This window comes from Solibacillus sp. FSL H8-0523 (genome assembly GCF_038051985.1).
In the GTDB taxonomy this organism is placed as follows: domain Bacteria; phylum Bacillota; class Bacilli; order Bacillales_A; family Planococcaceae; genus Solibacillus.
In genome coordinates this window covers 2,243,527-2,267,442 of record NZ_CP150291.1, presented here as the reverse complement: position 1 = coordinate 2,267,442, position 23,916 = coordinate 2,243,527, and the positions used below count along the sequence as shown (strand labels likewise).

23 protein-coding genes and 1 other annotated feature are annotated in these 23,916 nt (G+C 39.0%); of the genes, 13 read left to right on the top strand and 10 right to left on the bottom strand.

Annotated elements, in window-relative coordinates:
• The first annotated feature begins 189 nt into the window (after positions 1-189).
• The 6 genes from NSQ62_RS11225 to NSQ62_RS11200 all read left to right on the top strand — a co-directional run bounded on the left by NSQ62_RS11225 (position 190) and on the right by NSQ62_RS11200 (position 4,881).
• On the top strand, positions 190-1,344 hold the full coding sequence (locus NSQ62_RS11225) for a toxic anion resistance protein (RefSeq protein WP_341320231.1): 1,155 nt from the start codon (positions 190-192) through the stop codon (positions 1,342-1,344).
• A gap of 741 nt (positions 1,345-2,085) precedes the next feature.
• The gene (locus tag NSQ62_RS11220) at positions 2,086-3,006 is read left to right on the top strand and encodes an alpha/beta hydrolase (protein ID WP_341320230.1); all 921 of its coding nucleotides are present in this window, start codon (positions 2,086-2,088) and stop codon (positions 3,004-3,006) included.
• A 12-nt stretch (positions 3,007-3,018) separates the two neighbouring features.
• On the top strand, positions 3,019-3,399 hold the full coding sequence (locus NSQ62_RS11215; protein ID WP_341320229.1) for a hypothetical protein: 381 nt from the start codon (positions 3,019-3,021) through the stop codon (positions 3,397-3,399).
• Positions 3,400-3,530: 131 nt separating this feature from the next.
• Positions 3,531-3,833 (top strand): cytosine deaminase, encoded by a 303-nt coding sequence (locus NSQ62_RS11210; protein WP_341320228.1) that lies wholly within the window; start codon positions 3,531-3,533, stop codon positions 3,831-3,833.
• A gap of 151 nt (positions 3,834-3,984) precedes the next feature.
• Complete coding sequence (locus tag NSQ62_RS11205; RefSeq protein WP_341320227.1) at positions 3,985-4,113, top strand: hypothetical protein; 129 nt, start codon at positions 3,985-3,987, stop codon at positions 4,111-4,113.
• A 63-nt stretch (positions 4,114-4,176) separates the two neighbouring features.
• Positions 4,177-4,881, top strand: coding sequence for an NAD-dependent deacylase (locus NSQ62_RS11200; protein WP_341320226.1), 705 nt, complete (start codon positions 4,177-4,179; stop codon positions 4,879-4,881).
• Positions 4,882-4,924: 43 nt separating this feature from the next.
• On the opposite strand, the gene NSQ62_RS11195 is transcribed toward NSQ62_RS11200, so the two are convergent.
• Positions 4,925-5,719 (bottom strand): methyltransferase domain-containing protein, encoded by a 795-nt coding sequence (locus tag NSQ62_RS11195; protein WP_341320225.1) that lies wholly within the window; start codon positions 5,717-5,719, stop codon positions 4,925-4,927.
• A gap of 330 nt (positions 5,720-6,049) precedes the next feature.
• Between NSQ62_RS11195 and guaC the strand changes: the two genes are divergently transcribed.
• Complete coding sequence (guaC, locus tag NSQ62_RS11190; protein WP_341323925.1) at positions 6,050-7,030, top strand: GMP reductase; 981 nt, start codon at positions 6,050-6,052, stop codon at positions 7,028-7,030.
• 180 nt (positions 7,031-7,210) lie between these two features.
• Positions 7,211-7,423: a binding site (T-box leader), on the top strand.
• A gap of 95 nt (positions 7,424-7,518) precedes the next feature.
• The gene (locus NSQ62_RS11185) at positions 7,519-9,108 is read left to right on the top strand and encodes a 2-isopropylmalate synthase (protein ID WP_341320224.1); all 1,590 of its coding nucleotides are present in this window, start codon (positions 7,519-7,521) and stop codon (positions 9,106-9,108) included.
• Positions 9,109-9,144: 36 nt separating this feature from the next.
• Here NSQ62_RS11185 and NSQ62_RS11180 read toward each other — a convergent pair whose 3' ends face one another.
• From NSQ62_RS11180 to NSQ62_RS11155, 6 genes are read right to left on the bottom strand one after another with little or no spacing between them, the layout of a single operon-like run.
• Positions 9,145-10,140 carry an LLM class flavin-dependent oxidoreductase gene (locus tag NSQ62_RS11180; RefSeq protein WP_341320223.1) on the bottom strand — a complete coding sequence of 332 codons (996 nt, stop codon included), beginning with the start codon at positions 10,138-10,140 and terminating at the stop codon, positions 9,145-9,147.
• A gap of 51 nt (positions 10,141-10,191) precedes the next feature.
• The gene (locus NSQ62_RS11175; RefSeq protein ID WP_341320222.1) at positions 10,192-10,764 is read right to left on the bottom strand and encodes a YdcF family protein; all 573 of its coding nucleotides are present in this window, start codon (positions 10,762-10,764) and stop codon (positions 10,192-10,194) included.
• Positions 10,765-10,815: 51 nt separating this feature from the next.
• Entirely contained in the window at positions 10,816-11,790 is a 975-nt protein-coding gene (locus NSQ62_RS11170; RefSeq protein WP_341320221.1) for a TDT family transporter, read from the bottom strand.
• Between the two features lie 53 nt (positions 11,791-11,843).
• Positions 11,844-12,158, bottom strand: a complete 315-nt coding sequence (locus tag NSQ62_RS11165) for a multidrug efflux SMR transporter (RefSeq protein WP_341320220.1) — start codon at positions 12,156-12,158, stop codon at positions 11,844-11,846.
• Positions 12,158-12,493 carry a multidrug efflux SMR transporter gene (locus NSQ62_RS11160; protein WP_341320219.1) on the bottom strand — a complete coding sequence of 112 codons (336 nt, stop codon included), beginning with the start codon at positions 12,491-12,493 and terminating at the stop codon, positions 12,158-12,160. The genes NSQ62_RS11165 and NSQ62_RS11160 overlap by 1 nt, the downstream gene beginning before the upstream one ends.
• 12 nt (positions 12,494-12,505) lie before the next feature.
• Positions 12,506-13,066 carry a TetR/AcrR family transcriptional regulator gene (locus NSQ62_RS11155; RefSeq protein ID WP_341320218.1) on the bottom strand — a complete coding sequence of 187 codons (561 nt, stop codon included), beginning with the start codon at positions 13,064-13,066 and terminating at the stop codon, positions 12,506-12,508.
• Positions 13,067-13,174: 108 nt separating this feature from the next.
• On the opposite strand from NSQ62_RS11155, the gene NSQ62_RS11150 reads away from it, so the two are divergent.
• Complete coding sequence (locus tag NSQ62_RS11150; protein ID WP_341320217.1) at positions 13,175-13,732, top strand: DNA-3-methyladenine glycosylase I; 558 nt, start codon at positions 13,175-13,177, stop codon at positions 13,730-13,732.
• A gap of 126 nt (positions 13,733-13,858) precedes the next feature.
• Here NSQ62_RS11150 and NSQ62_RS11145 read toward each other — a convergent pair whose 3' ends face one another.
• Positions 13,859-14,278: a universal stress protein gene (locus tag NSQ62_RS11145; protein WP_341320216.1), complete on the bottom strand. Its 420-nt coding sequence runs from the start codon at positions 14,276-14,278 to the stop codon at positions 13,859-13,861.
• 11 nt (positions 14,279-14,289) lie between these two features.
• Positions 14,290-15,720 carry a SulP family inorganic anion transporter gene (locus NSQ62_RS11140; RefSeq protein WP_341320215.1) on the bottom strand — a complete coding sequence of 477 codons (1,431 nt, stop codon included), beginning with the start codon at positions 15,718-15,720 and terminating at the stop codon, positions 14,290-14,292.
• 240 nt (positions 15,721-15,960) lie between these two features.
• On the opposite strand from NSQ62_RS11140, the gene NSQ62_RS11135 reads away from it, so the two are divergent.
• Positions 15,961-17,787 carry a dynamin family protein gene (locus NSQ62_RS11135; RefSeq protein WP_341320214.1) on the top strand — a complete coding sequence of 609 codons (1,827 nt, stop codon included), beginning with the start codon at positions 15,961-15,963 and terminating at the stop codon, positions 17,785-17,787.
• Positions 17,788-17,860: 73 nt separating this feature from the next.
• On the opposite strand, the gene NSQ62_RS11130 is transcribed toward NSQ62_RS11135, so the two are convergent.
• Positions 17,861-19,795, bottom strand: a complete 1,935-nt coding sequence (locus NSQ62_RS11130; RefSeq protein ID WP_341320213.1) for a right-handed parallel beta-helix repeat-containing protein — start codon at positions 19,793-19,795, stop codon at positions 17,861-17,863.
• Positions 19,796-20,080: 285 nt separating this feature from the next.
• Between NSQ62_RS11130 and NSQ62_RS11125 the strand changes: the two genes are divergently transcribed.
• The 3 genes from NSQ62_RS11125 to NSQ62_RS11115 all read left to right on the top strand — a co-directional run bounded on the left by NSQ62_RS11125 (position 20,081) and on the right by NSQ62_RS11115 (position 23,652).
• Positions 20,081-21,199 (top strand): AAA family ATPase, encoded by a 1,119-nt coding sequence (locus NSQ62_RS11125; protein ID WP_341320212.1) that lies wholly within the window; start codon positions 20,081-20,083, stop codon positions 21,197-21,199.
• A gap of 45 nt (positions 21,200-21,244) precedes the next feature.
• Positions 21,245-22,738 carry a VWA domain-containing protein gene (locus NSQ62_RS11120; protein WP_341320211.1) on the top strand — a complete coding sequence of 498 codons (1,494 nt, stop codon included), beginning with the start codon at positions 21,245-21,247 and terminating at the stop codon, positions 22,736-22,738.
• A gap of 77 nt (positions 22,739-22,815) precedes the next feature.
• Positions 22,816-23,652: a DUF2785 domain-containing protein gene (locus tag NSQ62_RS11115; protein WP_341320210.1), complete on the top strand. Its 837-nt coding sequence runs from the start codon at positions 22,816-22,818 to the stop codon at positions 23,650-23,652.
• Positions 23,653-23,916: the final 264 nt, after the last annotated feature.

Genomic DNA, 23,916 nt, shown 5'->3' with positions numbered 1-23,916 from the left:
GATATTTCAGAATAATAGTATAATAATACTACTAATTTATGTGTTTTACAATTTTTGTTTTAGTAAGTTAATAACATGACGAAATATTAGAAAATACGCACAAATACACGTATAATTCATACTAATTACGTGAAACTTTTTAGTGCATTCATGCGTAAATTAACTAGAAAATGATGGGGGGAATAAATCATGTCAGATAATCCGTTATTCGATGACCTAGAAAAGCGTGCACAAGAACCAACACTAGAAAAAACAACGGAATTGGTCCAGCAACAAACAAAGCCACTTGTGTCACAGCAAGAGCTGTCACAAATCCGTCAACGCCAAGAACAGCTGAAATTGCAGCCACAAGTTCAAACATTGGCGCAAAAAATTGATGTTAAAAATCAAATTGCCGTACTTGAGTTCGGAAAAGAAACAGCGCAGGGGATATCTACGTTTTCGGACCGTATGCTTGCGACCATTAAACAAAGTAATTTAGAAAAATCGACATCATTATTAAACAATTTAAATAAAATTATGGACCGCTTTGATCCACAAGACTTTCAAGAGGAACAGAAAAAAGGCTTCCTAAAGAAATTATTTTCAAAAAGTAAAGAACAGCTAGAGCGTGTTTTATCGAAGTATGATTCGATGAATAAGGAAGTAGACGCGGTTTACACGGAAATTCAAAAATACGAGATAGAGATGAAAAACAATACGGTACAGCTAGAGCAAATGTATGATGAAAACTTAAATTATTTCCATACATTAAGCGAGCATGTGGCAGCAATTGATTTAAAAGTAGCGGATTTACGTCAGCAGCTACCGACATTAAATGCAAAGGCGGATGCAGGGGATCAGCAGGCTATGATGGAGCTTGAAACGGTTACGCGTGGTATTGAGCTACTAGAGCAACGCGGATTTGACTTAGAAATGGCGCAGCAAGTATCTTTCCAATCTGCACCACAAATTCGCTTGATGCAGCAAGGGAATAACCACTTAATCGGTAAAATCAACTCCGCATTCGTGACAACGATTCCGATTTTCAAACAAGGTTTAATTCACGCAGTAACAATTCAGCGCCAAAAACTTGTTTCCGATTCAATGGCCGAGCTGGATCGCCGAACGAATGAGATGCTTGTGCGCAATGCGGAAAATGTACGTCAAAACTCAGTGAACATCGCACGCCAAGCGGGAAGCCCAAGCATTAAAATGGAGACGATTGAAACGACGTGGAAAACAATTATGGCAGGAATTGAAGAAACAAAGCAAATTCAAGCTGAAACTGTACGTAACCGTGACGAGGGACGTAAGCGAATTGAACAGCTTCAACTAGAGTATGAAAAACTTAAAAGTGTGTAATGTTAGACGCTGTACGGGTAGTTCCGTGCAGCGTTTTTTCTGGCTCATCACCATAAGTTGGGGATGACAAAGTTTAATAAATAGAATGGGTGATTTTTAAGCGGATCCGTTCTGTTACGTTCCGCGGGCACGGCTCCAACTAATTTTTTGTGCCTCTTACGGCGGCAAAAAAAATGGATTTTCCGCGCGTGCTGTTCCCGCTGGAGTTACCCCTCCACTTCGCGCCACTCTACTTTGGCATAAAGTGAACTTCAATAAAAATAATGAAGCAAATAAATTGAAAGCTTTTTCCTTTTTAAATCGTGCTACATATAATTAAAGGTAATAAAAAAGAATCCTTTGATAAATAAATTTTCTATCAATAGCAGAGTATTGAATTAAAGTAAATTTGATTAAGAAGGAGAACTTTTCCACCACCCGCCGCCTCGCGTTAGCGCAAGCGGCTTGATTTTGCGCTCTTAAAATATATAAAGAGGGTAAAATGATGAATTGGTGGGCATAGCAAACGGCATTAAAGACAGTAGTATGGACACGTACCACGTGGTCATAATGCTGTCATGCCGTAGCCCACCAATAAATTAAGTGAAATTTTATTAGAAAATGCAACCCGATGTTACGGTGATGAGCCTTTTTTTGTGTATAAAGGGCTTGGTTAAATGATTTGCAATTTTCTTGAAAATCATTTATGGTTATAACATAGTAAACTTATAGGTATTAAATACATTGAAGGTTGTGACGACGATGCCAAACATACATGAACATACAAAACACTATTTAAATAAAAAGAATCAACTGCCATCCTTGGCAACAATGACTGCTTCTGAAGCAAGAGAGATGCGCGCAAAAGCACTAAAAGTAGTAAGACCTGTTGCAAAACAGGTAACAATAGAACAGCGTGCAATTGAAATGCGTGACGGTGCACACATTCAAATTCGTATGTATACACCAGTTGGACAAGGACCTTTTCCAGTCATGATGTATTTTCACGGTGGCGGTTGGGTGTTAAATGATTTAGATACGTGTCATGAAAGCTGCGCATATTTAGCTGAGCAAACAAGTCACATAGTGATTTCGGTACAATATCGTTTAGCGCCAGAATACCAATTCCCGGTCCCGGTGAATGATTGTTTTGACAGTTTTTTATGGGTGAGAGAGCATGCGGGTACTTTTAATGGGCAGGGAGCAAACATTTCTGTTGCTGGTGACAGTGCGGGTGGGAATTTAGCGGCAGCTGTTTGTCAATTGGCGGCACAATATAATTTACCAATTACCGCTCAAATTTTACTTTATCCGGTTACGGACTTGAGCTTTCAATCCAACTCTTATACACTATTTGAAAAGGGCTTTGGCTTAGATCGTGACGTTATGAAGTGGTTTGTAGATTATTATCTATCATCACCGAATGATGCGAAAAATCCATTAGCTGCACCATTACGAGTAGCGGACTATACCGTATTTCCACCGTCGCTTATTTTTGTGGCGGAAAATGATGTACTGCGTGATGAGGGACTTGAATTTGCGCATACGTTGCAGCGAGCAAAGGTCGACACAAAGGCAATTGTCATGGAAGGGATTGTCCATAGTTACTTTACGCAGAATGACGTTTTTGAACGAGAAGTTCAGCAAACGATTGAGCAAATTGATGCCTTTTTAAAACGGTAGCGGAGGATTCACGTGCAAACAATTAGTCGTAAAATTACGATCGCACTCGTAACAACTCTCATTTTTAGTGTTCTTTTTTCCATTGTTGGCTATACGGAGTCAGCCCAGCAATATTTTTCGTTTGCTACAATGATTTTTACATTTGTGATGTTAAGTGCACCGATGTTTTTAATCGCTGGTGTTGTGCTGTCCTACATATTCGAAAAATTTTTACGAAACGAATGGATGAAATTTTTCAGCTATATCGTTATGGGTGCTGTGCTTACGATCCCGTATACGATGTACATCTTTAATAATAGTGGTAGTACAACCTTTGCAGTGATCGGTGTATTTGGTGCTGCTCTGTTTTATGGGATTCAAAAATTATTCCAAAAGTATGTTTTCACTGCTTAATTTTAGACCGCAGCTTCCGACCGAGGAAGCTGTTTTTATTTTTGTTCATTCCATGTCTAAGGAAGGGTTAAAATGGCGAAATTGGGTAAATAACATACTAGATTGATTCGCTGTATAAAGGAGAACTGTACATGGAACTTAACTTAATGAAAATTGATGAATTTTTAAATTTGCCAAAAAGTGTTATTCGTCGAGCCGATGAAAAAGATGTTTTAAATATAAAAAATGAGTTGCTCATGCTTTTAAATAATCGCAGTAGTGAGATGGAACAAGAAAAAATTCATATTCGAAAATTGATTAATGAAATTCAATTTTTAAATGTGTATGTCGTAAAAGATGATTATGAAAAAATTATCTATTCCTATGAACCACCAAAATACGCAACACCGCGCGTAACGATTCAAGAAAGTGGATGGATTGAGTTGGTGAAATAAGGATTTTTTCAGAGCGTCAACATTTGCTAGCAAGCTGATACGTCGGGATCCAATAAAGGATTTAAAATGGGAGTTTCTAATGTCTAAGTGAAATACTTAGGCATTTTTTAGTGCAATTTTGGGGTAAGGAGGATAGAAAGGGGGCGTTTTTATGGAAGCGGTAGATTATTTCACAAAGCATGAACAGGACCACGCCGAGCATGAGCATATTTTAAAGGATCAAATTGTGGAACGTTTAGCACTGTTAACCAATACATTACTCGAAGTGGTGAATGAGTAATTGGCAGCAGCCGAATGATTTGGTATGCTACAAAAAAATGGGGAATGTAGGGGGAGCATAAACATGATGGAAACAGTAGCATCTTGGATGAAAGAGTCCACATCAACAGTAGTATTAACTGGCGCTGGCATGTCTACGGAGTCGGGAATTCCAGATTTCCGTTCAAAATCAGGCTGGTGGAAGTCGATTGATCCGAGAACCGTCGCATCGGTGGAAAGCTTAACGGATGACTATGCGCTGTTCCGCGAGTTTTATCAGTTGCGAATAGAGGCATTACATGACATCGAGCCACACGTGGGCCATCGTATTTTAGCGCGCTGGGAGCAGCAAGGATACGTACAGCTGATTGCTACGCAAAATGTTGATCAGCTCCATCAACTCGCTGGCAGTAAAAACGTCGCAGAGTTACACGGAAACATCGTGACGATTCGTTGTACGTCGTGTAACAAGCCACATAGTAAAGAACACTTTCTAAACAACGCAGTGTGCACATATTGCACAAATCATCTGCGCCCAAATGTCGTATTATTCGGCGAGACACTGCCACAAGATGCATGGAATCGTGCATTAAATGCCATCCAACATGCGGATGTGGTTCTGGTGATTGGGACAAGTCTTGAAGTATATCCGGTCAATCAACTTCCGATGATGGCGCGCGGTAAGCTTGTGTATATTAATTTAGAATTAGAAACACATGCAACAGGCTTCGATGCGGTATTGCAGGGTTCTGCTGGCGAGATTCTGACACAGCTTGATGCATACCTATAAAGTAAAATAAGCACAAGTAGCAAGCGGCTACCTGTGCTTATTTTTAGATATTTGCGATGATGACGAAGCTATTCAGAGACTTTTGTTCGTCCGCTTGCATTAAATGAAAATAGGTCGTAGCCATTGTTTGAATTGGCTGTGGTGTAGTTTGTAGTGCCGGATATAATTCCTTTGCATAAGCAATTTCCCACCCGCCATCCTGTAAATACGTAGCGTCGAGCACTAGCTCTTTTGTAATGGTAAACTCCGCTTCCATAAGCATCTGTTTAATCTGTTTTTGATGAAAAACGTTTAAAATATTGCCATCGCCACCAAAGTAGGCGCTATATAATGCTTGAAGATTCACTGCGCAAAAATGAGAACGTTGCGAAAGCTCACGGTAATCCATATCCCACTCTGCAAAACAGACACGCGTTGTCATGGTTTTCATTTTGTTGAAGTAAGCAAATAACTGCTCAGGATTTTTAAAGTACCAGGAGCAGTGCGACAACACGACTACATCAAAGTGCTCTGTCGTATCAAATGTTAAAAAATCTGTTTCAAAATGAAAGGTAATGCGTTTTCCAATAGGTGACTGTGAAATTGTTTGTGCCGCTTCTCCTAGCGTAATCGGTGCGCCGTAATCCGGTGTGGCAATATCAATCGCCACGACTTGACCAGCGTCTCCAACTGCCTCTGCTAATGCGACAGTCGTATCACCTTGCCCACAGCCTATTTCTAACACGCGCATGCCTGGTTGAATGCCAAAAGCATTGACTAATGTAAGCCGATGTTTTAGTTGTGTGCGCTGAATCGTGTCATCCCCGATTATTTTCATACATGCGATTAAATGGTCCATTGTTTTCTCCCCAATAATGTGGTCTAGTGTTAAGCCTTAAATTTACGATGTAACCTTCATAACTACCATCAATTCATCGACTCCTTATCATGCATTTATTAAAACATTTCTTGAATTTCCAGGCAAATCAGATAGTTTATAGTAACATTAAAATACTAATATTAGGCCATTTATGTATTGAAAAGCTAGAAACACGAACGATTTGATATTATTTTCAATTAAAATTCGTATTCCTGTTGACAACGCTTTCACCATCTTGTAAAGTAGCTAATGTCGAAAGATTAATAATAAAAAACGAAAAATGTTCGTGTTTAGGAGTGTTGTCAAATGATGGATACAGTATTTGATTATGAGGATATTCAATTAATTCCGGCGAAGTGTATTGTAAAAAGCCGTACGGAATGTGATACAAAGGTGACTTTAGGGAACCATACATTTAAATTACCAGTTGTTCCTGCAAATATGCAGACAATTTTAGATGAACAATTAGCCGAACAATTAGCTACTGAAGGGTATTTTTATATAATGCACCGCTTTAACCCAGCGACGCGTACACAATTTATTCGTCATATGCATTCTAAAGGCTTAATTGCTTCTATTTCAGTAGGTGTAAAAGATGAGGAATATGCATTTGTCGAAGCGTTAGCAGATGAGCAGCTTGTGCCGGAATATATGACAATCGATATTGCGCATGGTCACTCGAACCAAGTAATTGATATGATTGGTCACATTAAAAAGCATTTACCGAATACATTTGTCATTGCAGGAAATGTCGGGACACCAGAAGCGGTGCGTGAATTAGAAAACGCGGGCGCAGATGCAACAAAAGTTGGGATTGGACCGGGCAAAGTATGTATTACGAAAATTAAAACGGGCTTTGGAACAGGCGGCTGGCAATTAGCGGCATTACGCTGGTGTGCAAAGGCAGCAACGAAGCCAATCATCGCAGACGGAGGCATTCGTACGCACGGTGATATCGCGAAATCAGTGCGCTTCGGTGCATCAATGGTAATGATCGGCTCATTATTTGCCGGGCATGAGGAATCTCCAGGGCAAACAGTAGAAGTGGACGGCAAGCAAGTGAAGGAATACTTCGGCTCAGCGTCAGAATTCCAAAAAGGCGAACGCAAAAATGTTGAAGGTAAAAAGATGTATGTTGATTCGAAGGGCTCAATTTTCGATACATTAACAGAAATGGAGCAAGATTTACAATCGGCTATTTCTTATTCAGGTGGTAAGGCACTCGCTTCAATTCGTACAGTGGACTATGTCGTTGTGAAAAACTCGATTTTCAATGGGGACAAAATTTAATATTAAATCAATTTCGCCTTGGCGTAATTCCGTCCAGATTTTTTCGAGTAAAAATCTGTGACATCCGCCAGTGGCCAAATATAAATCAGTTGGGGATCAAACCTAGCTGAATTAAATTTAATTTTCAGATAATGGTTGACGAGTGACTACTTTTTCAAGTACACTTCTTTTCAAGAGAACATGGAAGCGTTGATTGGAAGTAGTAAATGAGCAGGATACCTTAAGAGAGCCAGTGGGTGGTGTGAACTGGTGGATGCCGCTATTGAACTCGTCCAGGAGCATACAACCTGAAATTTAGTAGGGAAGTCGGGCACCCGCCGTTACAAGGGTCTTAAGAGGAACGTTTAGGCGTTCAATTAGAGTGGTACCGCGAGTTAAACCCTCGTCTCTATTCGGAGCAATCCGTGTAGAGGCGAGGGTTTTTTAGTTTACTAAGTTCAATCTCGCTTCCATCGTCAATATCATGTAGAAGAAAAGGGGAAATGAATATGAGTCGAAAAATTTGGGTGTTTGATACAACATTACGCGATGGCGAGCAGGTACCAGGGGCGAAATTGAACTTATATGAAAAGGTGGAAATCGCACAGCAGCTAAAAAAACTAGGTGTTGATATTATTGAAGCCGGCTTCCCAGCATCTTCACAAGGTGATTTTGATGCGGTACAGGCGGTTGCACAAAAGGTCGGGAACACGTCAGATATTATGATTACAGCGTTAGCACGTGCGGTAAAAAATGATATTGATTCCGTTTACCACGCAGTGAAGTATGCACAAAATCCAATGATTCATATGGTACTAGGGACATCTGATATTCATGTGGAGAAAAAATTTAGTAAATCGAAGGATCAAATTTTACAAATTGGTGTAGACGCAGTGAGATACGCGAAAACATTATTGCCACAAGTACAATATTCAACAGAAGACGCATCACGCTCGGATTTTGAATACTTATGGAAAACGATTGAAGCGGTGATGAAAGCCGGTGCAACAATGATTAACGTACCGGATACAGTTGGTTACGCAGAGCCTGAGCAGTGGGGTCAAATGATTGCAAAACTGAATGACCGCATGAAAAACCTAGATGACTCGGTATTACTATCCGTGCACTGTCACAATGATTTAGGCATGGCCACAGCAAATACATTAGCTGCCATTAAAAACGGTGCCGATAAAGTCGAAGTAACGATGAACGGAATCGGCGAAAGAGCGGGAAATGCGGCACTAGAAGAAGTGGTGATGGCGATGTTCACGCGCGGGGATGTATACGGTGGCTATACAAACATTAATACAAAGGAAATTATGAACACGTCACGCCTTGTCTCAAGCTTTATGGGATTAGATGTCCAAGTGAATAAGGCCATTACAGGTGACAACGCCTTTGCACACTCATCGGGCATTCACCAAGATGGCTTATTAAAATCACGTGACGCCTACGAAATCGTGCATCCAGAAGATGTCGGTTTAGATGACATGGAGCTTGTACTAACTGCACGCTCAGGCCGTCATGCGGTAAAAAATGCGTTATCCAAGCTAGGCTTTAAAGACTTTGCCGAAGAGGAATTTGAAGGGATTTTTGAGAGCTTCTTAAAACTAGCTGATTCGAAAAAAGAAGTATATGACCATGATTTATACGTTATCGTTGAAAATTATTATGAAAAAACGGAACTAAATAATCCAAATAAAGAATCCTATAAAGATCAGTTTTATGATCTAGAGGACCTACAAATTATCTCCAATTCAACCTTCCCGAATGCGAGTGTGAAAATTCGTAAAGGCGATGAAATTTATCAGGCAAGTTCTGTTGGGTCGGGCCCAATTGATGCCCTATACTCTGCCATTGCTGACGTCACAAGAATCGAAGTGAAGTTAGTAGAATACAATATTAGCTCCGTATCGCGCGGGAAAGAGGCGCTTGGTAAAGTAAAAATCATCATCGAGCATGAAGGGGAAAAATATATTGCAAAAGCGGCAGATACGGATATTTTAAAAGCATCAGCATTCGCATATATTAACGCGATTAACAGCATTATCGTGGCGCAAATAGCACCACAACCTAAGAGCGAAAAAGCAAGCGTATAAAAAGAGGCGTGTCCCGAATTTGGGGCACGCCGTTTATTATTTAATTAATTGTTGTGCAAGTAACGTATAGCTATTCAAGCGCTGCTCAACTGAGTATAAGTTACTGTTAATCATCGCTTCGTCAAATCCGTACTCAGCTTGTTCTTCTAAAATTTGCGCCGCAACGTCTTCGGCAGAGCCAATGAGCATTAAATGGCGATTTTCTTGCAGCATCATTTTATCCATTTCCGTAAGTGGATAATCATTCGCTTCTTCTGGGCTCATGACATTTAATAAGCGTCCGCGCATTAAATTTAAGCGTCCAATTTGCATCGGCATCGACAGATATTCGGCTTCCTCCGCTGTTTCGGCCACACTCGCCGCATACGTTGTAATAATCGTTGGTTTTTGCATAAAGTAAGACGGTTTAAAGCTGTTACGATAGGCATCAAAAATACCCTTAGACATTTGGCCGTTGAAAAATTGTGCAAATGAATAACCAACACCATTCTCGCCTGCTTGACGAGCACTTTGTCCGCTTGAACCAAGTAACCATGCTTCCGGCAGCTGTACTTTAAATGGTGTTGCGACGACGTTATCATACACCGTTTCACCTGTTGGCTGTTCATTCATTAAACGTAAAATGATTTCCAGTTTATCATACTGCTCGGTTAAGTCCGGGCGGCGTCCACTAGCTAAAGCTGTCATTGATGGCATATCCCCACCAGGCGCGCGGCCAGCGCCAAAGTCAATACGGCCGGGTGCTAAAGCAGCTAAAGTTTTAAACACTTCTGCCACTTTAAACGGCGAGTAGTGCATCATCATAATACCGCCCGTACCCACACGAATACGTTCAGTTTTTGCTGCCACGTATGCTGCTGTTACTTCAGGTGCAGAGCTTGCAAGTGTTGTTGTGTTATGGTGCTCCGCAAACCACATACGTTCATAACCTAATTGATCCCCGACCTGCGCAATTTTTACACTGTTTGCTAAAGCTTCGGAAGCTGTCATCCCTTTTGAAATTGGTACTTGATCTAAAATACTTAGTTTCATATTCTTCACCTCATAACTGCAACAATATCGAAAACAACACAACTTGTAAACTTATTGACCTACAATATAGGTTTTTACAAGTGCGAGACGTTCGCGTATTCGTGATTTTTGCTCGACCACTTGAGGTGTTGGCGCTGCAAGGACATCCGTTTTTAATTCGAGTTTACTCGCGAGCATCGTTGCCCGCTTTAAATGAAAGTCATTGGACACAATCGTAATGCTTTTTACATGTTTAGGTAATAATTTTTTTGAAAACGCGAGATTTTCATAGGTTGACGTCGATTGATCTTCTTGTAAAATCCGGTCAGCACCAATCCCTTTTTCAACTAAATAATCATACATAACAGATGCTTCTGTACGATCTTCATCCGCACCTTGCCCACCGGAAACAATGGCTTTTACATGTGGATACGCATGTAAATAATCCGCCGCCACGTCTAAGCGATTTTTTAGTGATAAGGACGGGACACCACCGGGCTTTACTTTCGCACCAAGAATAATGACGTATTCATTGGAACCATCCGCACTATTTTTCGCCGCGTGGTCGATTACATTGCCGAGCCATATGTATAAGAGAGCGGGTATTGAAATAACGATGATGCCGATCACAAGCCATTTTTTCATAAAAAATTCCCCCTTTCTATACAATACGTCAAAGAGAGGGGGAATGTTTCATCATGATAAAGCTGTTTGATTATTTTTCGTGGCAAGTGCTCGTTTTTGCTTGATTTGTACACTTAAGTAATTCACGTAGCGAATGAGTACGTAAACGACGATACAAATGGCTAAAAGTAGCTGCAACGCAAAATAAGCGGTTAATACAGTTTTGATTGTTCCTTCGAATGAAAAGGCATGTATAAATTCATTTGTTGCCGTTGCCGTAATCACGAGTGGGAACGTTAATGCCGCATAACTTGGGTAAAACGGCAGCTTTAATATGCTCGGCAACTTTGTTAATACAAGGAAGAATAAAAGTTGCGCCACTGTATATAATGTCAAAATTACAGCCAATGAGCTATTAAATTGCACAAAGTAGGCCAATAAGCAAAGAGATGCAGGGGCTGTTAAAATGGCTAGCATCGGAATCGTCGGCTCCGGTAAATCTTTTCGAATAAAGCCACGTAAGATAACGATAGGTACGATGATGAGAAACGCACAAATTGCAAAAATTAACACAGTTTGCGTAAAACGACCGGACAAATCGCGCGCTGTTAATGGCATGACCGCTACACCGACGAATAAAATGAGCCAGCTAGGAAATATGTTTGCAAGTGTAAGCCCTTTTTTCCAAATAAACGCTTTAAGAAAGTAGATAATAATAAAAAATTGCGTTACTGCTGCTAAAATCCATAATGTATGAATCACCACTGAGTGAACACCATAGTTCGCTAAGCCACTACTTAGTGAAAGGGTACCCATCGTAAACGTAGGAGAAACAGAAGCAATGATTGGGTTTTGCATTTCAGCGACGACCGTTTTTGTCGCAAAAATGAGCTTACCAATTAAGCTTAAAAATAAAACAATTCCAATAAAGAAGCTAATATGAGCAGGTATCGTAACATCTAGTGCATGCAATAAATTTGCTAACGAAACAAATGCGAGCATGACCCCACTCATCGGAATAGGAATTGACTGAAAGTAGTACTTCATAATAATCCTCCAAAAATCGTGTAACAACTGTATTTTAACTGTTCAGTACCATTCTACTGCGTAATCTTTAATCCAACAACAGCTAGAATAATAAACGAAATAAACAGAATACGTTTCCAATCCTTTGACTCGCCGTATATGAACATTCCGACAAGTGTACCACCGACCGTACCAATACCCGTCCATACCGCATAGGATACGCCCATTGGTAAGGTTTTCATCGCCAGTGCTAAAAAGGAAAAGCTAAAAGCAAAGGCACCGAACATAATGGCAAAGGAAGAAATGCTTTTACGCTGCGCCACTTTATTCATACCAATGACGCCACCAACTTCAAACAATCCTGCTAAAATTAAATAAAACCAAGCCATTACGCATCCCTCGCTTCTTTTTCACCAGATAGCATTTTTAAGCCGATTACCCCGACCAATAATAACGCGATAAAGCCAACTTTCGTTAAGCTAAAAGGCTCGTTAAATAATACTGTTTCAACAATGACCGTTCCTGCTGTACCAATACCGGTAAAGACCGCGTAAACGGTTGAAACGGGTAACTTTTCTGTCGCAATTATTAAAACATAGAACGATAACACGATTAACGCGATGACGCCAATCCACAATGGAATCGTGTTCGCATATTTTAAGCCCATCGCCCAGCCAATTTCGATTAAGCCAGCAATGAAAACTAAGATCCAATATTTTGTCATGATGTTTCACCTCTAATTTGATATTCCTCGATAAAATACGTTCCAGCCCGCTTGTAAGCGCTGTTTGAAACGTTCGTTGCCGCCATACAGCATTTCTACATATAAACTATCGAGCAGTCCTAAATAAGCAACTGCTGCTTCATGGCTACTTTCACGGGGCATTTTTGTGCTGAAGTAATTTGCAAATAAAGCTTGTATGGCATCTAAATAATCATACGTTTTTTTAGTTAGAGCTTCTTGTAAATGATGCGGTGTTAAAAAAGTAGAGCGAATGAAAAATTTCGTTTCCACATTTTGCTCAAAGCGCTGTGCAACTTGCTGAAGTAATGGCAACAGTGCTTGTTCAATCGGCTCATTACGCACACTCGCCATATAATTTTGAACAAACGTAAGCTCAAACTGCATCGCCTCTTCATAAATAGCTAAATACAAGGCGTCTTTGCTTTTAAAATATGTATAAATCGATTGCTTTTTAATGCCGACTTCCTCTGCGATTTGGGCAAGCGAGCCACCGTTATAGCCATGTGCACCAAAATGATGAAAAGCTGCTTGCATCAACTGTGTTTTTGTCATTCCGCTCTCTCCTTCCTGACGTTCGTAAGGTAAATGTAGCACAGGAAAATTGCGAAGGCAAAAAATTTGCTTTACAGTGAAGAAAAACGAGTGGAAAGAGGCAAAACGGTGGAAAGATGTAGCTGGGTAAAATTAACGGAACCGATTTATGTAAAATATCACGATGAAGAGTGGGGAATCCCTGTTTTTGATGATCAACAGCTATTTGAAATGCTATGTTTAGAAGGGGCACAGGCGGGTTTAAACTGGCTGACAATTTTAAAGCGGCGCGAGGGTTACCGACAGGCATTCGACTATTTTGATGTCGAAAAAATTGTACAATATGATGAAGCAAAATTAGAAGCCCTAAAACAAGATGAACGCATTATCCGAAACCGCTTAAAAATAGCTAGTGTCGTGACGAATGCAAAGAGCTACGTCAATATCCAACAAAAACATGGCTCATTTTCCAATTATATATGGTCATTTGTCGAGCACAAGCCAATCATCAACCGGTGGGAACGAATAGAAGATGTCCCAGTAACTACGGAAATCAGTGACCGAATGAGTAAGCAATTAAAAAAAGATGGTTTTAAATTTGTGGGCAGCACAATATGCTATGCGTATATGCAGGCGGTTGGCTTGGTGAAGGATCATACAACAAATTGCTTTTGTTATAAAGAGTAAAAATTTGCGGTCATTTAGTCTTTTGTTATGAAAATGAAATATTACTATTGATTCAGCATCTTGTCGGGTTTGGGCGAGTTGTAAACTAAAAAATGCGGCTACGAAGGAAACGTAGACCGCATTTTCTTACTTTACAATCATGGCAGGGCAATTCACACGCTTCATTACTTTATGTGAAACACTACCTAACACCATTTCTTGCAAGCTATTAAGTCCACGACTACCAATAATGACTAAATCAATGTCATGGCTGTTCGCATACCTCACAATTTCAGGGCCAGGTGTACCGTGAATCATTTCAACTTGTGTGTTTATGCCTGCAGTTTCAAATAATTGTTCAAGTGGAACGAGCTTTTGACGACGCTCCATATATAAACTATCAATTGATGTTGCATGAAGGACTTCGGTTTTTACTTTTTCAATATCAATGACAAATAAAATGGTTACGATGCAATTCGGGCTGACCTTTGCAATTTTTAACGCCTCATTCGCAGCGCGCATGGAGTTTTCAGAGCCGTCTGCTGCAAGTAAAATTTGTTGATACATTCTATCCCCTCCTAATCGAGTGCCGTCCCTGTTAACTTTTTCATTAACTGCTTACTAGAGGCATCCATTTGCTTATAGCTTACGGTAATTTGATTCGCTTTTAATTGATCTTTTACCTTCATTAACGCACCAATTGCGGAATCATCCCATACTTTACAGTCCGTAAAATCAATAACAATCTTGTTGTGCTCGATTTTTTGTGCTTTAAAGTAGTTGATAAAGCTTTCAGTAGAGGCAAAAAATAGCTGTCCGCTCACAAAGTAAGTTGCGCCGTCTTGTGTGATTTTCACACGTGAAATTTCATTGACGAAGAATAACGCGCTCACAACAATTCCCGCAATTACACCTAGTGCTAAGTTATGTGTGTAAAGCACAACACCAATCGTTAATAGCATAACAAATACATCTTTTTTCGGGGCAGTTGCAACGTATTTAAACGATTGCCAGTCAAATTGAGTAATACAAACAACGACCATTACCCCAGCAAGTACCGGCATTGGAATTTGTACCACGTAATCGCCTAACACTAAAATTAAAAACATTAAAAATACGCCGGCAACAAAAGTGGATAGACGCCCGCGGGCACCACTTTTTACATTAATGACCGATTGACCAATCATCGCGCAACCAGCCATCCCGCCAAAGAAACCGTTAATGACGTTGGCAATCCCTTGGCCACGAGCTTCCGTGTTTTTATCACTTTCACTTGATGTCATATCATCTAGAATCGATGCTGTTAATAGAGACTCCACTAACCCAACAACGGCTAAGGCAAGTGAATACGGTAAAATAATCATCAATGTTTCCATTGTAAATGGAATATCAGGAATGAAAAATGTCGGTAAGGACTGCGTAATCGAACCCATATCGCCTACCGTATTTAAATTTACCCCTGTATACACCGCAACGACCGATAAAATAACAACGGCAATGAGGGGAGCAGGGATGCCTTTAATGATGTACGGAATACCATAAATTAGGGCAATCGTTCCCAGTAAAAATACCCAAGTGAATAGACTACCGCCAATAAAATGCGGCATTTGCGCGATAAATACTAAAATCGCTAATGAATTGACAAAGCCGATCATCACCGAGTTTGGAATGAATTTCATTAAACGTGAAATTTTCATCATTCCGAAAAGGATTTGAATGACTCCCGTTAAAATTGTTGCGGCTAATAAGTATTGCAAGCCGTGATCTTTCACAAGTGATACGATAACCAGCGCCATCGCACCGGTTGCTGCAGAAATCATCGCCGGACGTCCGCCGACAAAACTAATTGTGACAGCGATAACGAATGATGCATAGAGTCCAACCATAGGATCCACGCCTGCTAAGATGGAAAAAGCAATTGCTTCAGGAATGAGTGCTAGTGCGACAACTAAACCAGCTAGTATATCAGCACGTACATTTCCAAACCATTGCTCGCGAATAGTGTACATGAAAAAAACTCCTTTAAAAAATCTTTTCTCATCATACCATGAACCGCAAAAGTATATGAAGAAAAGTTAAAATTACAAATAGAAAGTAACTAAAATAGGGGGTGTGAGTTAATACCTAATTATGACAAATTAAAGCATGACACTTGAATCAATTTTTCTGATTTCCAAAAAATAGTGATTCAACGAAAAATATCTACGCGTATAATGTAATTACTAGAGCAGAGTAAAGGAGTTACATATATGACAGAGCAAGTACATAATCTCCAACAATTAGACAATCAATCAACTTTACAGCAATTAATCGAGCGCTTAAAGCCATTACACGTCATTTTATCGCAAAATTCTTATGTAAAAGATACGACTTATCGACTAAAACGAATTATTGATGATGCGGGTAGTCAGCCGATTATTCTCTTTTTAGGAAAAGAGCGTGTTGGAAAAACGACGTTAATTAATAGTTTACTAGGTCGTAAGTTGCTTGAAGACAATAAAAATGAGCCAACACATGTCAATACCTTCATAAAATACAGCGCACAAGAATGTGTGAAAGCGGTGTTTTTAGATGGTATGGTGGCTACCTTTGATATTTCGAAATTAAAGCTTTTAACGGTTTCAAATAATGAAAGCGCTCAAATTATTCGTGAGCATATTGATTATATTGAAGTATATGTAAAGCATGACCTTTTAAAAGATGTGACACTGATTGATTCAATGGGGCTTGAGCCCGGTGCCAATAATACGGCATATTTTTCGCAGACGTTACTTCAACGTGTCGATGAAGTATTTTTTGTACTGCGCGCAGGCTCTTCTGCAACAGAAGAAGAAGTCAATTTTTTAAAAAAGCTTAATACATTCGGTATTGAAGCAAACTTAATTGTCAATGGCATTGATCAACTAGACGGTGACGTGAATGCGTTTGTATTAGCAGAAAAAAATCGATACGACAAATATATTGGGCAAATCGTTGCTGTCTCTGCTCGCAATGCACTAGAGGCTCGTAAAACAAATGATTCTCAAATGTTGATCGATTCGCGTATTACGCAGCTTACACAATTGATTCAAGAGCTTGTTGGTAATCAACAAAAGAAAACACGACATGTTGTCGAGTTATTCATCAATTGGCTAGGGCGTTTACGTAAAGAAATCGAATTGATTCCATTACGTGAACCGTATATTTCGGCATATGAAAATATTGAACAATATCAATCAGATTTTGAATTAGAGTTTACACGTAAGCAACGCGATATCGCATTGGTTTCAGCGTATGAAGAAGAATATGAGCAGGTAAGTAAGGTATTTAAAGAGGTCCAAACACTATATCAATTACTCCAAAAGCTTGCCAGTGATTTATATTTACGTGATTCTTTAGTGGAAAAATATGAGGAAGTTGCTGGATTATATCAAAAAAATGTCCGTGATTATCGCAAACTTCATGTGGAATATACGATGGAATACACACGTTTAGAAAAACAATACAAAAAGCAAACGGGTCAAAGCTTATCGTTCCCAATTCCGGCCGAAGAAAAGAGCGGTTTAATGAGTGATCGCATGGCTTCTTTAAACAAAATACAAGCGCAATTAGCTGAGAAAATAGAATTCATCACTAAATACGAAGAGTTTGTCCTTAAAAATTTATACATTGTGCAAAATCGATTAAATGAACTGGCAGATAAACGCTTACAGATGATTCAAAATCAAGTAGATGATTTGAATATCCAACGTAAACGTGAGCGTACGTATCTTAAATCGTATGCCGATAAGCTGACAGAGTTTAACTGTATTGTGGAAGCGCAAAGCTTTTTAAAGGATGCGATTCAACCGTGTTTATTGGATGATACGTTACCAATTACCGACCAAGAAAAGGATCATATTCGTAATACGATTGAATGTATTTGTGCGGTCGATTTAACACATCAAGCGTTATATAAACGATTAAATATCAATGATTCTGACGATTTACTAACGCAACTTGACTTTAATGCGAAATTTAAATTAATCGGCTTAAGTTTAACAGAAGCGGATATTGTGTCAGAAATTCCAGTACTGCCACAAATCATTGAACTATAAAAAACGAGGAGTAAGCGAATTTCAGCTTACTCCTCGTTTTTTATTGCACCGGAACCACTAAGGGGACGATTTATTAATTTAGTTCATCAAGTGTATACGTAATTTGGCTGTTATTTTCACTGTAAAACTTATCGCCAATTGAATTCTCAACAGTTGTTTGCGTTAAGTTGATTTTAGAATTGTTGACGGCTTGTACGTTAAAGATAAATTTGTCGTTTTGAATAATACAATTGTTCGCGTGAAGTGTTGAATTATTTTGCACGTAAATGTCCGATTCATGGCCTTCCGTCAGCTGCGTATCTGAAAGTTCAACGGCTGAATTTAAATCAATCCAAATTTGCGGATATAAGTGATTAGAAATAAACGAATCTTGAATAAACGCTTCCGCATTATTTTCAATAATTAAGCCGTTACGTCCCCCACAAAGAAGCTCGCTATTTTTAAAAATAACGGAGCTATCATTGACGACTATTTGTGGCATTTTATGTGCAGTAATATGACTTTCTGTAATATGCATCGTCGCATCCTTCATCACTTTAATCCCGTTACTGTCACCATCACTAATATACGTTTTAAACACGGATGCTTTTGTTTGTCCGACAACTTCCACTTGTACACCTGTACCATTTCTAATGGTCGATTCACGGAGGTCTAGTTGACAATTATCTACCATGAATATTCCTTTGCCGCCGATCAACTCGCAATTGGCAATCGAAACATTCGCATGATCCTTTCCAGCAATATGGGGCATATCATTTTGTTGGAATGTACAGCCTTCAATCGTGGTGTTCGCTTGATTTACCGTTAATACCCCGTTGCCTTTATTGTGTTGAATAATGGAATCTAACATAAACAGTTCAGCGCCAATGACTGTAATCGCTGTATTTTCCTGATTTGTAATGGCACTCGAGACGATGGAGCATGAGGCGTTTTTTTCAACAAAAATACCAACCTGCTTGCCATCTTTAATGGTCGTGTCTTTTAATGAACAAATCGAATGTTCCGATAAAAACAGTTGAGGTAATACATTATCTGCAAAAACCGTTTCATTGAAGTTTGCAATGGATTTATCCTTTAACTGAACACCTACGCCCTGGCAGCTATAAATTTGGCATGTGGTCATGTTTAATAACGACTCAAGTGTTAGCTGAACATTAGCAATTTTATGATGTGAAAAGGAGGTGTTCGTAATCGTTGCTTCTGCACATTCTCGAAGCATGAGGCCGGATTCATTGCCGTAATTGACCTGACTATTTGTAACATGCAATTGACTATTTTGAATCCATAATTGTGGCAGCGCATGATGCTGTATAACGGTCCCGTTAATATGAATTTTTGATTGTTTAGATGCATATATACCATTACCCTCACCGTGTTCGAGCCCGCAACCCTGCATGTGCAAAGTAGAGGCATCTTGAACGATGATTTGTGTACCAGTATGATGATGAATTCGTACCTGTTCAAGAACGGCGTCGGAATTGCTTTTTAACCAAACGGCGTGATTCGATTTTAGTAACTCACTGTTGACGAGTTCAATTGTCGAATCTTCAATGAGTAAATGTGATTTTTCATTGCTTTCGAAATAGCAATCTTCAAAGGAGGCGCGACTTTTATTTAATAAAACAACGGCGACATCTGTGGCGCCGGTAAATTGACATTTTTCAGCAACGACATTTCCTTCATTTAACGAAAGCAAAACATTGGATAAAGCGCCTTTGACGACGCAATTGATTAAATGTAAGGTACCTTCCACAAAAATTTGAGAAGTTGGGTGAAGGGTTATATTTTCTAAGAGAAGCCTTTTCCCTTTTGGAACAATGATGATCCCTTCAATGAGGGCGTGTTCCGCTATTTTTGCTGAAATACTCACGTCTTCTTCAATTGTAAGCGCTTCTTTATATTTACCAGCCGCAACCAAAATCGTATCGCCCTGGCTTGCCTTTTGTATGGCACGTTCAACTGTTTTAATTAAAGAAAAAACAGAGGTAGATACTTTAATAATCGCCATATTACCCCTCCTTAAACAAGCTATATGTAATATGTTCACGTAAAATGCCAAATTTAATCAAAAATATTGAGAAAACTTACAAAAGTAGAATGGTGAATTTAATTTATAGCCGTAAAAATAATTTGAAATGCTAGTGATTTGTAAGGTGTTAATAGAATATTGACCTGTCTATAAGGTTTAAAAATCATGTGTGAAGTGTATCGTAATAGTATCGAGGTTATTATTTATTATTGTGAGAAATTTTGGTAGATAAAGTAAAGGTCGATTGAGGGGAGCGTGAAAAAATTGTCGATACAATTACAAGCGATTCAGCAAAAGTTAAATAAACGATTTTATGATCGGGAAGAAGAGATTGAAGCGTTACTAACAGCACTTCTTTCAAGACAGCATTTATTATTTATTGGACCAGCAGGAACGGGGAAAAGTGTGTTGTCCTCCATGTTGGGGGAAATTGTAGAGGGAAGCCACTATTTTCAGCACTTACTGACGCCATTTAGTACGCCTGAGGAATTGTTCGGGGTGCTGTCACTCAAGGATTTAGAACAGGGGATTTATAAACGTAACGTAAAAAATATGCTACCAGAGGCGCATTTTGCCTTTATCGATGAAATTTTTAAAGCGAATTCAGCGATTTTAAATTCATTGTTAACATTGATTAATGAACGTATTTTTTATAACAACGGTGTACCAATCCAGTCACCACTTATGACAATTGTAGGTTCTTCAAATGAATATATTGAAGAGGGAGAGGGACTAGAGGCCTTATTTGACCGCTTTTTACTACGCTATGAAGTGAATTATATTCGTGAGGAAGAGTCTTTTATTGCGATGTTAAAGGATCGCACGCCGATTCAAATTCCTAAAATTTCAATGGGTGAGCTCTATGAACATCAAATACGAGTTGCTAATGTGGACATTTCAGATTCAATTTACCAAGCAATTGCAAAAATTCGTCAAGCGTTACATGATGCAGGCATTCGCCCGTCTGATCGTCGCTTCAAGCAGTCGTTATCGATATTAAGGGCAAAAGCGTATTTAGCAGGACGTAACGAAGTAAATAGAACAGATTTAAACATTATGGCAAATGTATTATGGGAAACGGTTGATCAAAAAAGTGCGACACAAGAAATTATTAATGAAACGGCGTTTGATACAGTTGATGCGTTTATTCATCGAAAGACGACCGAGTTTGATTCAATTTTACAAGAGGCACAAAATACGATGTTACGTAAAACACCGCTCGCACGTACACAGCTAAGCCAATTGTTAATGCAGGGGAAGTCCCTCTTTTTAGAAGTGCAAAATATGAATCGCCAAATGCCCAATCGCCCAGAGCTACAAAATTTAAAGACAGATATGCATAAGCGTTTATTGCAAATGACATCGGATGTAATCGGATTTTAATACGTGAGTGGAGAGAATGAAAACTTCATCTTGGATGGTGATCTTATGGATAAAAATATGGTTGTATTATACAGCCGTACGCTATTTGACATGAGTACGTCTCAAAAGGCGCGATTTAATGAGCTGTTAAAGATGGCCAAGCTGTTAAATGATCGCTGCATGGATGGGGAAAAAATGCTAACAGGCTTTACAAACATAATTGGCGACACTTGGTATTCCTTCTATAGTAAAGAACCCATTTTAAAGGGAAATGCGCAGCAAGTTGATGAAGCACAGTATGGATTTATCGCAAACTTACTAAAAAATGACGAATATATACAATGGCATCAATTGACAAAGGGTGATGAACTCTTAAGTGTGCTCACAGCAATTAGCATGGCAGATCAATTCATCAAAAGGTTAAAAAATGACCATCAACATTCAAAAAATGTACAAAAGCAAAAATCCACGGAGCGCACAAAAGAGTTTGCAAAAAAACGGATACAAGAACTCCAACAACAAATGAACAGCGCGTCTTCAGAAAGCATGAAACAAGCTTATAAGCAGCAACAAAAAATGTATGAACACAGTTTAAAGAACGCACAGCAACAATCGACAACAATTGAGCAACAAGTAAAAAATCAACTAATAGAAATCAGTAAGCAGTCACTCGGTCAAATCATTCAAGAAAATAAGCAAAAAATAAGCAATACAAAAAAAGCCATTGTGACAGTAGGAACAATGGATGGTAAGAAAATTGAACACGTCCCATTAAGGGATCAATTTGAACTCGCAGAAAAAATTGGCACACATAAAGAACTCCAAACAATTGCTGATTTAGTAGGTCGCTTTAAGCGTATTGCAATGAAAAAACAAAAAACAAAGCAAAAACACACGATGGAGCGCAAAAACATAGCAATCGGCCAGGAAGTTTCGAGATTATTACCAACGGAACTCGCTAACTATGTAATGGGCCACAGTAAACAGGACTTTTTGCGCCGCTTCAGTGAATCTCAAGCGTTTGTTTTTGATACTAAGGGCAAGGATCGAAAAGGGAAAGGCCCGATTATTATTTGTATGGATGAAAGCAGCTCCATGACGTCCATTAAGGAACAAAGCAAAGCATTTTGTATCGCTCTACTGACAATTGCCAAAAAGCAAAAACGCGATTTTGCCATTGTCCCTTTTGCAAGTAAAGTAGGTGAGGTAAAAATCTTTGCTAAAGGACAGGCATCTACGCAGGATTTACTCGCATTTAGCAATAGCTTTTTAGGGGGTGGTACGAATTATGAGCAGCCATTACGTGAATCGTTAAATATCTTACTTCAAAGCGAATTTAATGAAGCGGATATTTTATTTGTCACAGATGGCTCGAGCTTTTTACCGACACGCTTTATTGAAGAATTCAATGCGACGAAGAAGAAAAAGCAGTTTGAATGTACGTCTGTTGTATTAACGAATTTATTTAACGCAGTCGACGTAAATCTCGTTAAGAAGTTCTCTGATCGGGTGATTGAAGTAGGTGAATTATTTGATGCAGCAGAAGCGTTTGTTTTATAAATGAATAGGATTCTTTCTAGTCAAACAGCCTATTGTCTCTTACAATGGAGTAGGTGAACGATATAGGGGGAATTTTTTTGTTCGTAGAAGAATATGTTCAAATGTTAGAAATGTCGGTACAAGGCCGTAAACAGTATGTAGAAGAAAATCAGCATGTCATTCAGCAGTTACTAGAAAATGTTGGACATGAAAGTGCAGAGTTACGTGATCAATTGAATTATCGTCTGTTTCTTCAATTGCTAACAGAAAATAGTTTAACAGAAGCAAGCATTCATGAAATGGTTGAACGACTTTCTTCCATTAAAGGATTAGTTTTTAATTTGGGAGAAAAGGATGCATCTAGCGTATTTCAACGTTCATTTTCAGCGCTGTTTTTAGCAGCGATTGTCAATGCGGATCGCCAGCTTTGCTACTTAACAAATGAAGAGCTAGATGCCCTTGCGCAAAATGCCATTACCTTATTAACAAAAGAGCAAGATTTACGTAGCTTTGTCAGCGCAGAACAAGGTTGGGCACATAGTATTGCCAATACGAGTGAACTGCTATGTGCGATTATTCAGCATCCAAAGTTTCCAATTCGTTATACAGCGCAAATTTTGCAGGCGATTCGTACGAACTTTTGGAAGGGCTATGTGTTTACAGATGATGAAGAAGAACGTTTCTGCAATATAATTGAAGCGCTCCTGGCAAAAGGTATTGATGAAGCATTATTTATTGAATGGACCGAGCAAGCATTTGACCGTTTAGAAATGGTTGCATTTGAACGCGGCTATGATGCCGTGTGGTTTAAAGCGCGCACCAATCAGTTAAACGTTGCAAAAACATTGTATTTTTATTTGAAATTTGCAAATCGATCAGATAAGTTGCGTGGAATCATATCCATCTTTATCCAACGCTGGATTAAATTAAATTAGTTCACATTGGCTTGAAAGGTGAGATTCAGGCTGAAAAATTTTTTTGACATAGCAAATGATTGCATGTAGTAAATGAAATTGCGTATTCTACGTATAATATCTAAATAATATTGTAGAATAAACGTGTATTTCCGATAGGTCATAAAAAAAACTTATCGTAAAGGATAATAATAATGCAATTTACTTATGTTTGAAACTAAGCTATTATAAGTGGTGGAGAAAAGAGCATTACAACCTTTTCAATTAACGAAATTTAGGGGGAAC

Excerpts from the sequence above, each read along its gene's own strand:
- NSQ62_RS11225 (WP_341320231.1), top strand. The coding sequence starts at position 190 with ATGTCAGATAATCCGTTATTCGATGACCTAGAAAAGCGTGCACAAGAA.
- NSQ62_RS11220 (WP_341320230.1), top strand. The coding sequence starts at position 2,086 with ATGCCAAACATACATGAACATACAAAACACTATTTAAATAAAAAGAAT.
- NSQ62_RS11210 (WP_341320228.1), top strand. The coding sequence starts at position 3,531 with ATGGAACTTAACTTAATGAAAATTGATGAATTTTTAAATTTGCCAAAA.
- NSQ62_RS11205 (WP_341320227.1), top strand. The coding sequence starts at position 3,985 with ATGGAAGCGGTAGATTATTTCACAAAGCATGAACAGGACCACGCCGAG.
- NSQ62_RS11200 (WP_341320226.1), top strand. The coding sequence starts at position 4,177 with ATGATGGAAACAGTAGCATCTTGGATGAAAGAGTCCACATCAACAGTA.
- NSQ62_RS11195 (WP_341320225.1), bottom strand. The coding sequence starts at position 5,719 with ATGGACCATTTAATCGCATGTATGAAAATAATCGGGGATGACACGATT.
- guaC (WP_341323925.1), top strand. The coding sequence starts at position 6,050 with ATGGATACAGTATTTGATTATGAGGATATTCAATTAATTCCGGCGAAG.
- NSQ62_RS11185 (WP_341320224.1), top strand. The coding sequence starts at position 7,519 with ATGAGTCGAAAAATTTGGGTGTTTGATACAACATTACGCGATGGCGAG.
- NSQ62_RS11180 (WP_341320223.1), bottom strand. The coding sequence starts at position 10,140 with ATGAAACTAAGTATTTTAGATCAAGTACCAATTTCAAAAGGGATGACA.
- NSQ62_RS11175 (WP_341320222.1), bottom strand. The coding sequence starts at position 10,764 with ATGAAAAAATGGCTTGTGATCGGCATCATCGTTATTTCAATACCCGCT.
- NSQ62_RS11170 (WP_341320221.1), bottom strand. The coding sequence starts at position 11,790 with ATGAAGTACTACTTTCAGTCAATTCCTATTCCGATGAGTGGGGTCATG.
- NSQ62_RS11165 (WP_341320220.1), bottom strand. The coding sequence starts at position 12,158 with ATGGCTTGGTTTTATTTAATTTTAGCAGGATTGTTTGAAGTTGGTGGC.
- NSQ62_RS11160 (WP_341320219.1), bottom strand. The coding sequence starts at position 12,493 with ATGACAAAATATTGGATCTTAGTTTTCATTGCTGGCTTAATCGAAATT.
- NSQ62_RS11155 (WP_341320218.1), bottom strand. The coding sequence starts at position 13,066 with ATGACAAAAACACAGTTGATGCAAGCAGCTTTTCATCATTTTGGTGCA.
- NSQ62_RS11145 (WP_341320216.1), bottom strand. The coding sequence starts at position 14,278 with ATGTATCAACAAATTTTACTTGCAGCAGACGGCTCTGAAAACTCCATG.
- NSQ62_RS11140 (WP_341320215.1), bottom strand. The coding sequence starts at position 15,720 with ATGTACACTATTCGCGAGCAATGGTTTGGAAATGTACGTGCTGATATA.
- NSQ62_RS11135 (WP_341320214.1), top strand. The coding sequence starts at position 15,961 with ATGACAGAGCAAGTACATAATCTCCAACAATTAGACAATCAATCAACT.
- NSQ62_RS11130 (WP_341320213.1), bottom strand. The coding sequence starts at position 19,795 with ATGGCGATTATTAAAGTATCTACCTCTGTTTTTTCTTTAATTAAAACA.
- NSQ62_RS11120 (WP_341320211.1), top strand. The coding sequence starts at position 21,245 with ATGGATAAAAATATGGTTGTATTATACAGCCGTACGCTATTTGACATG.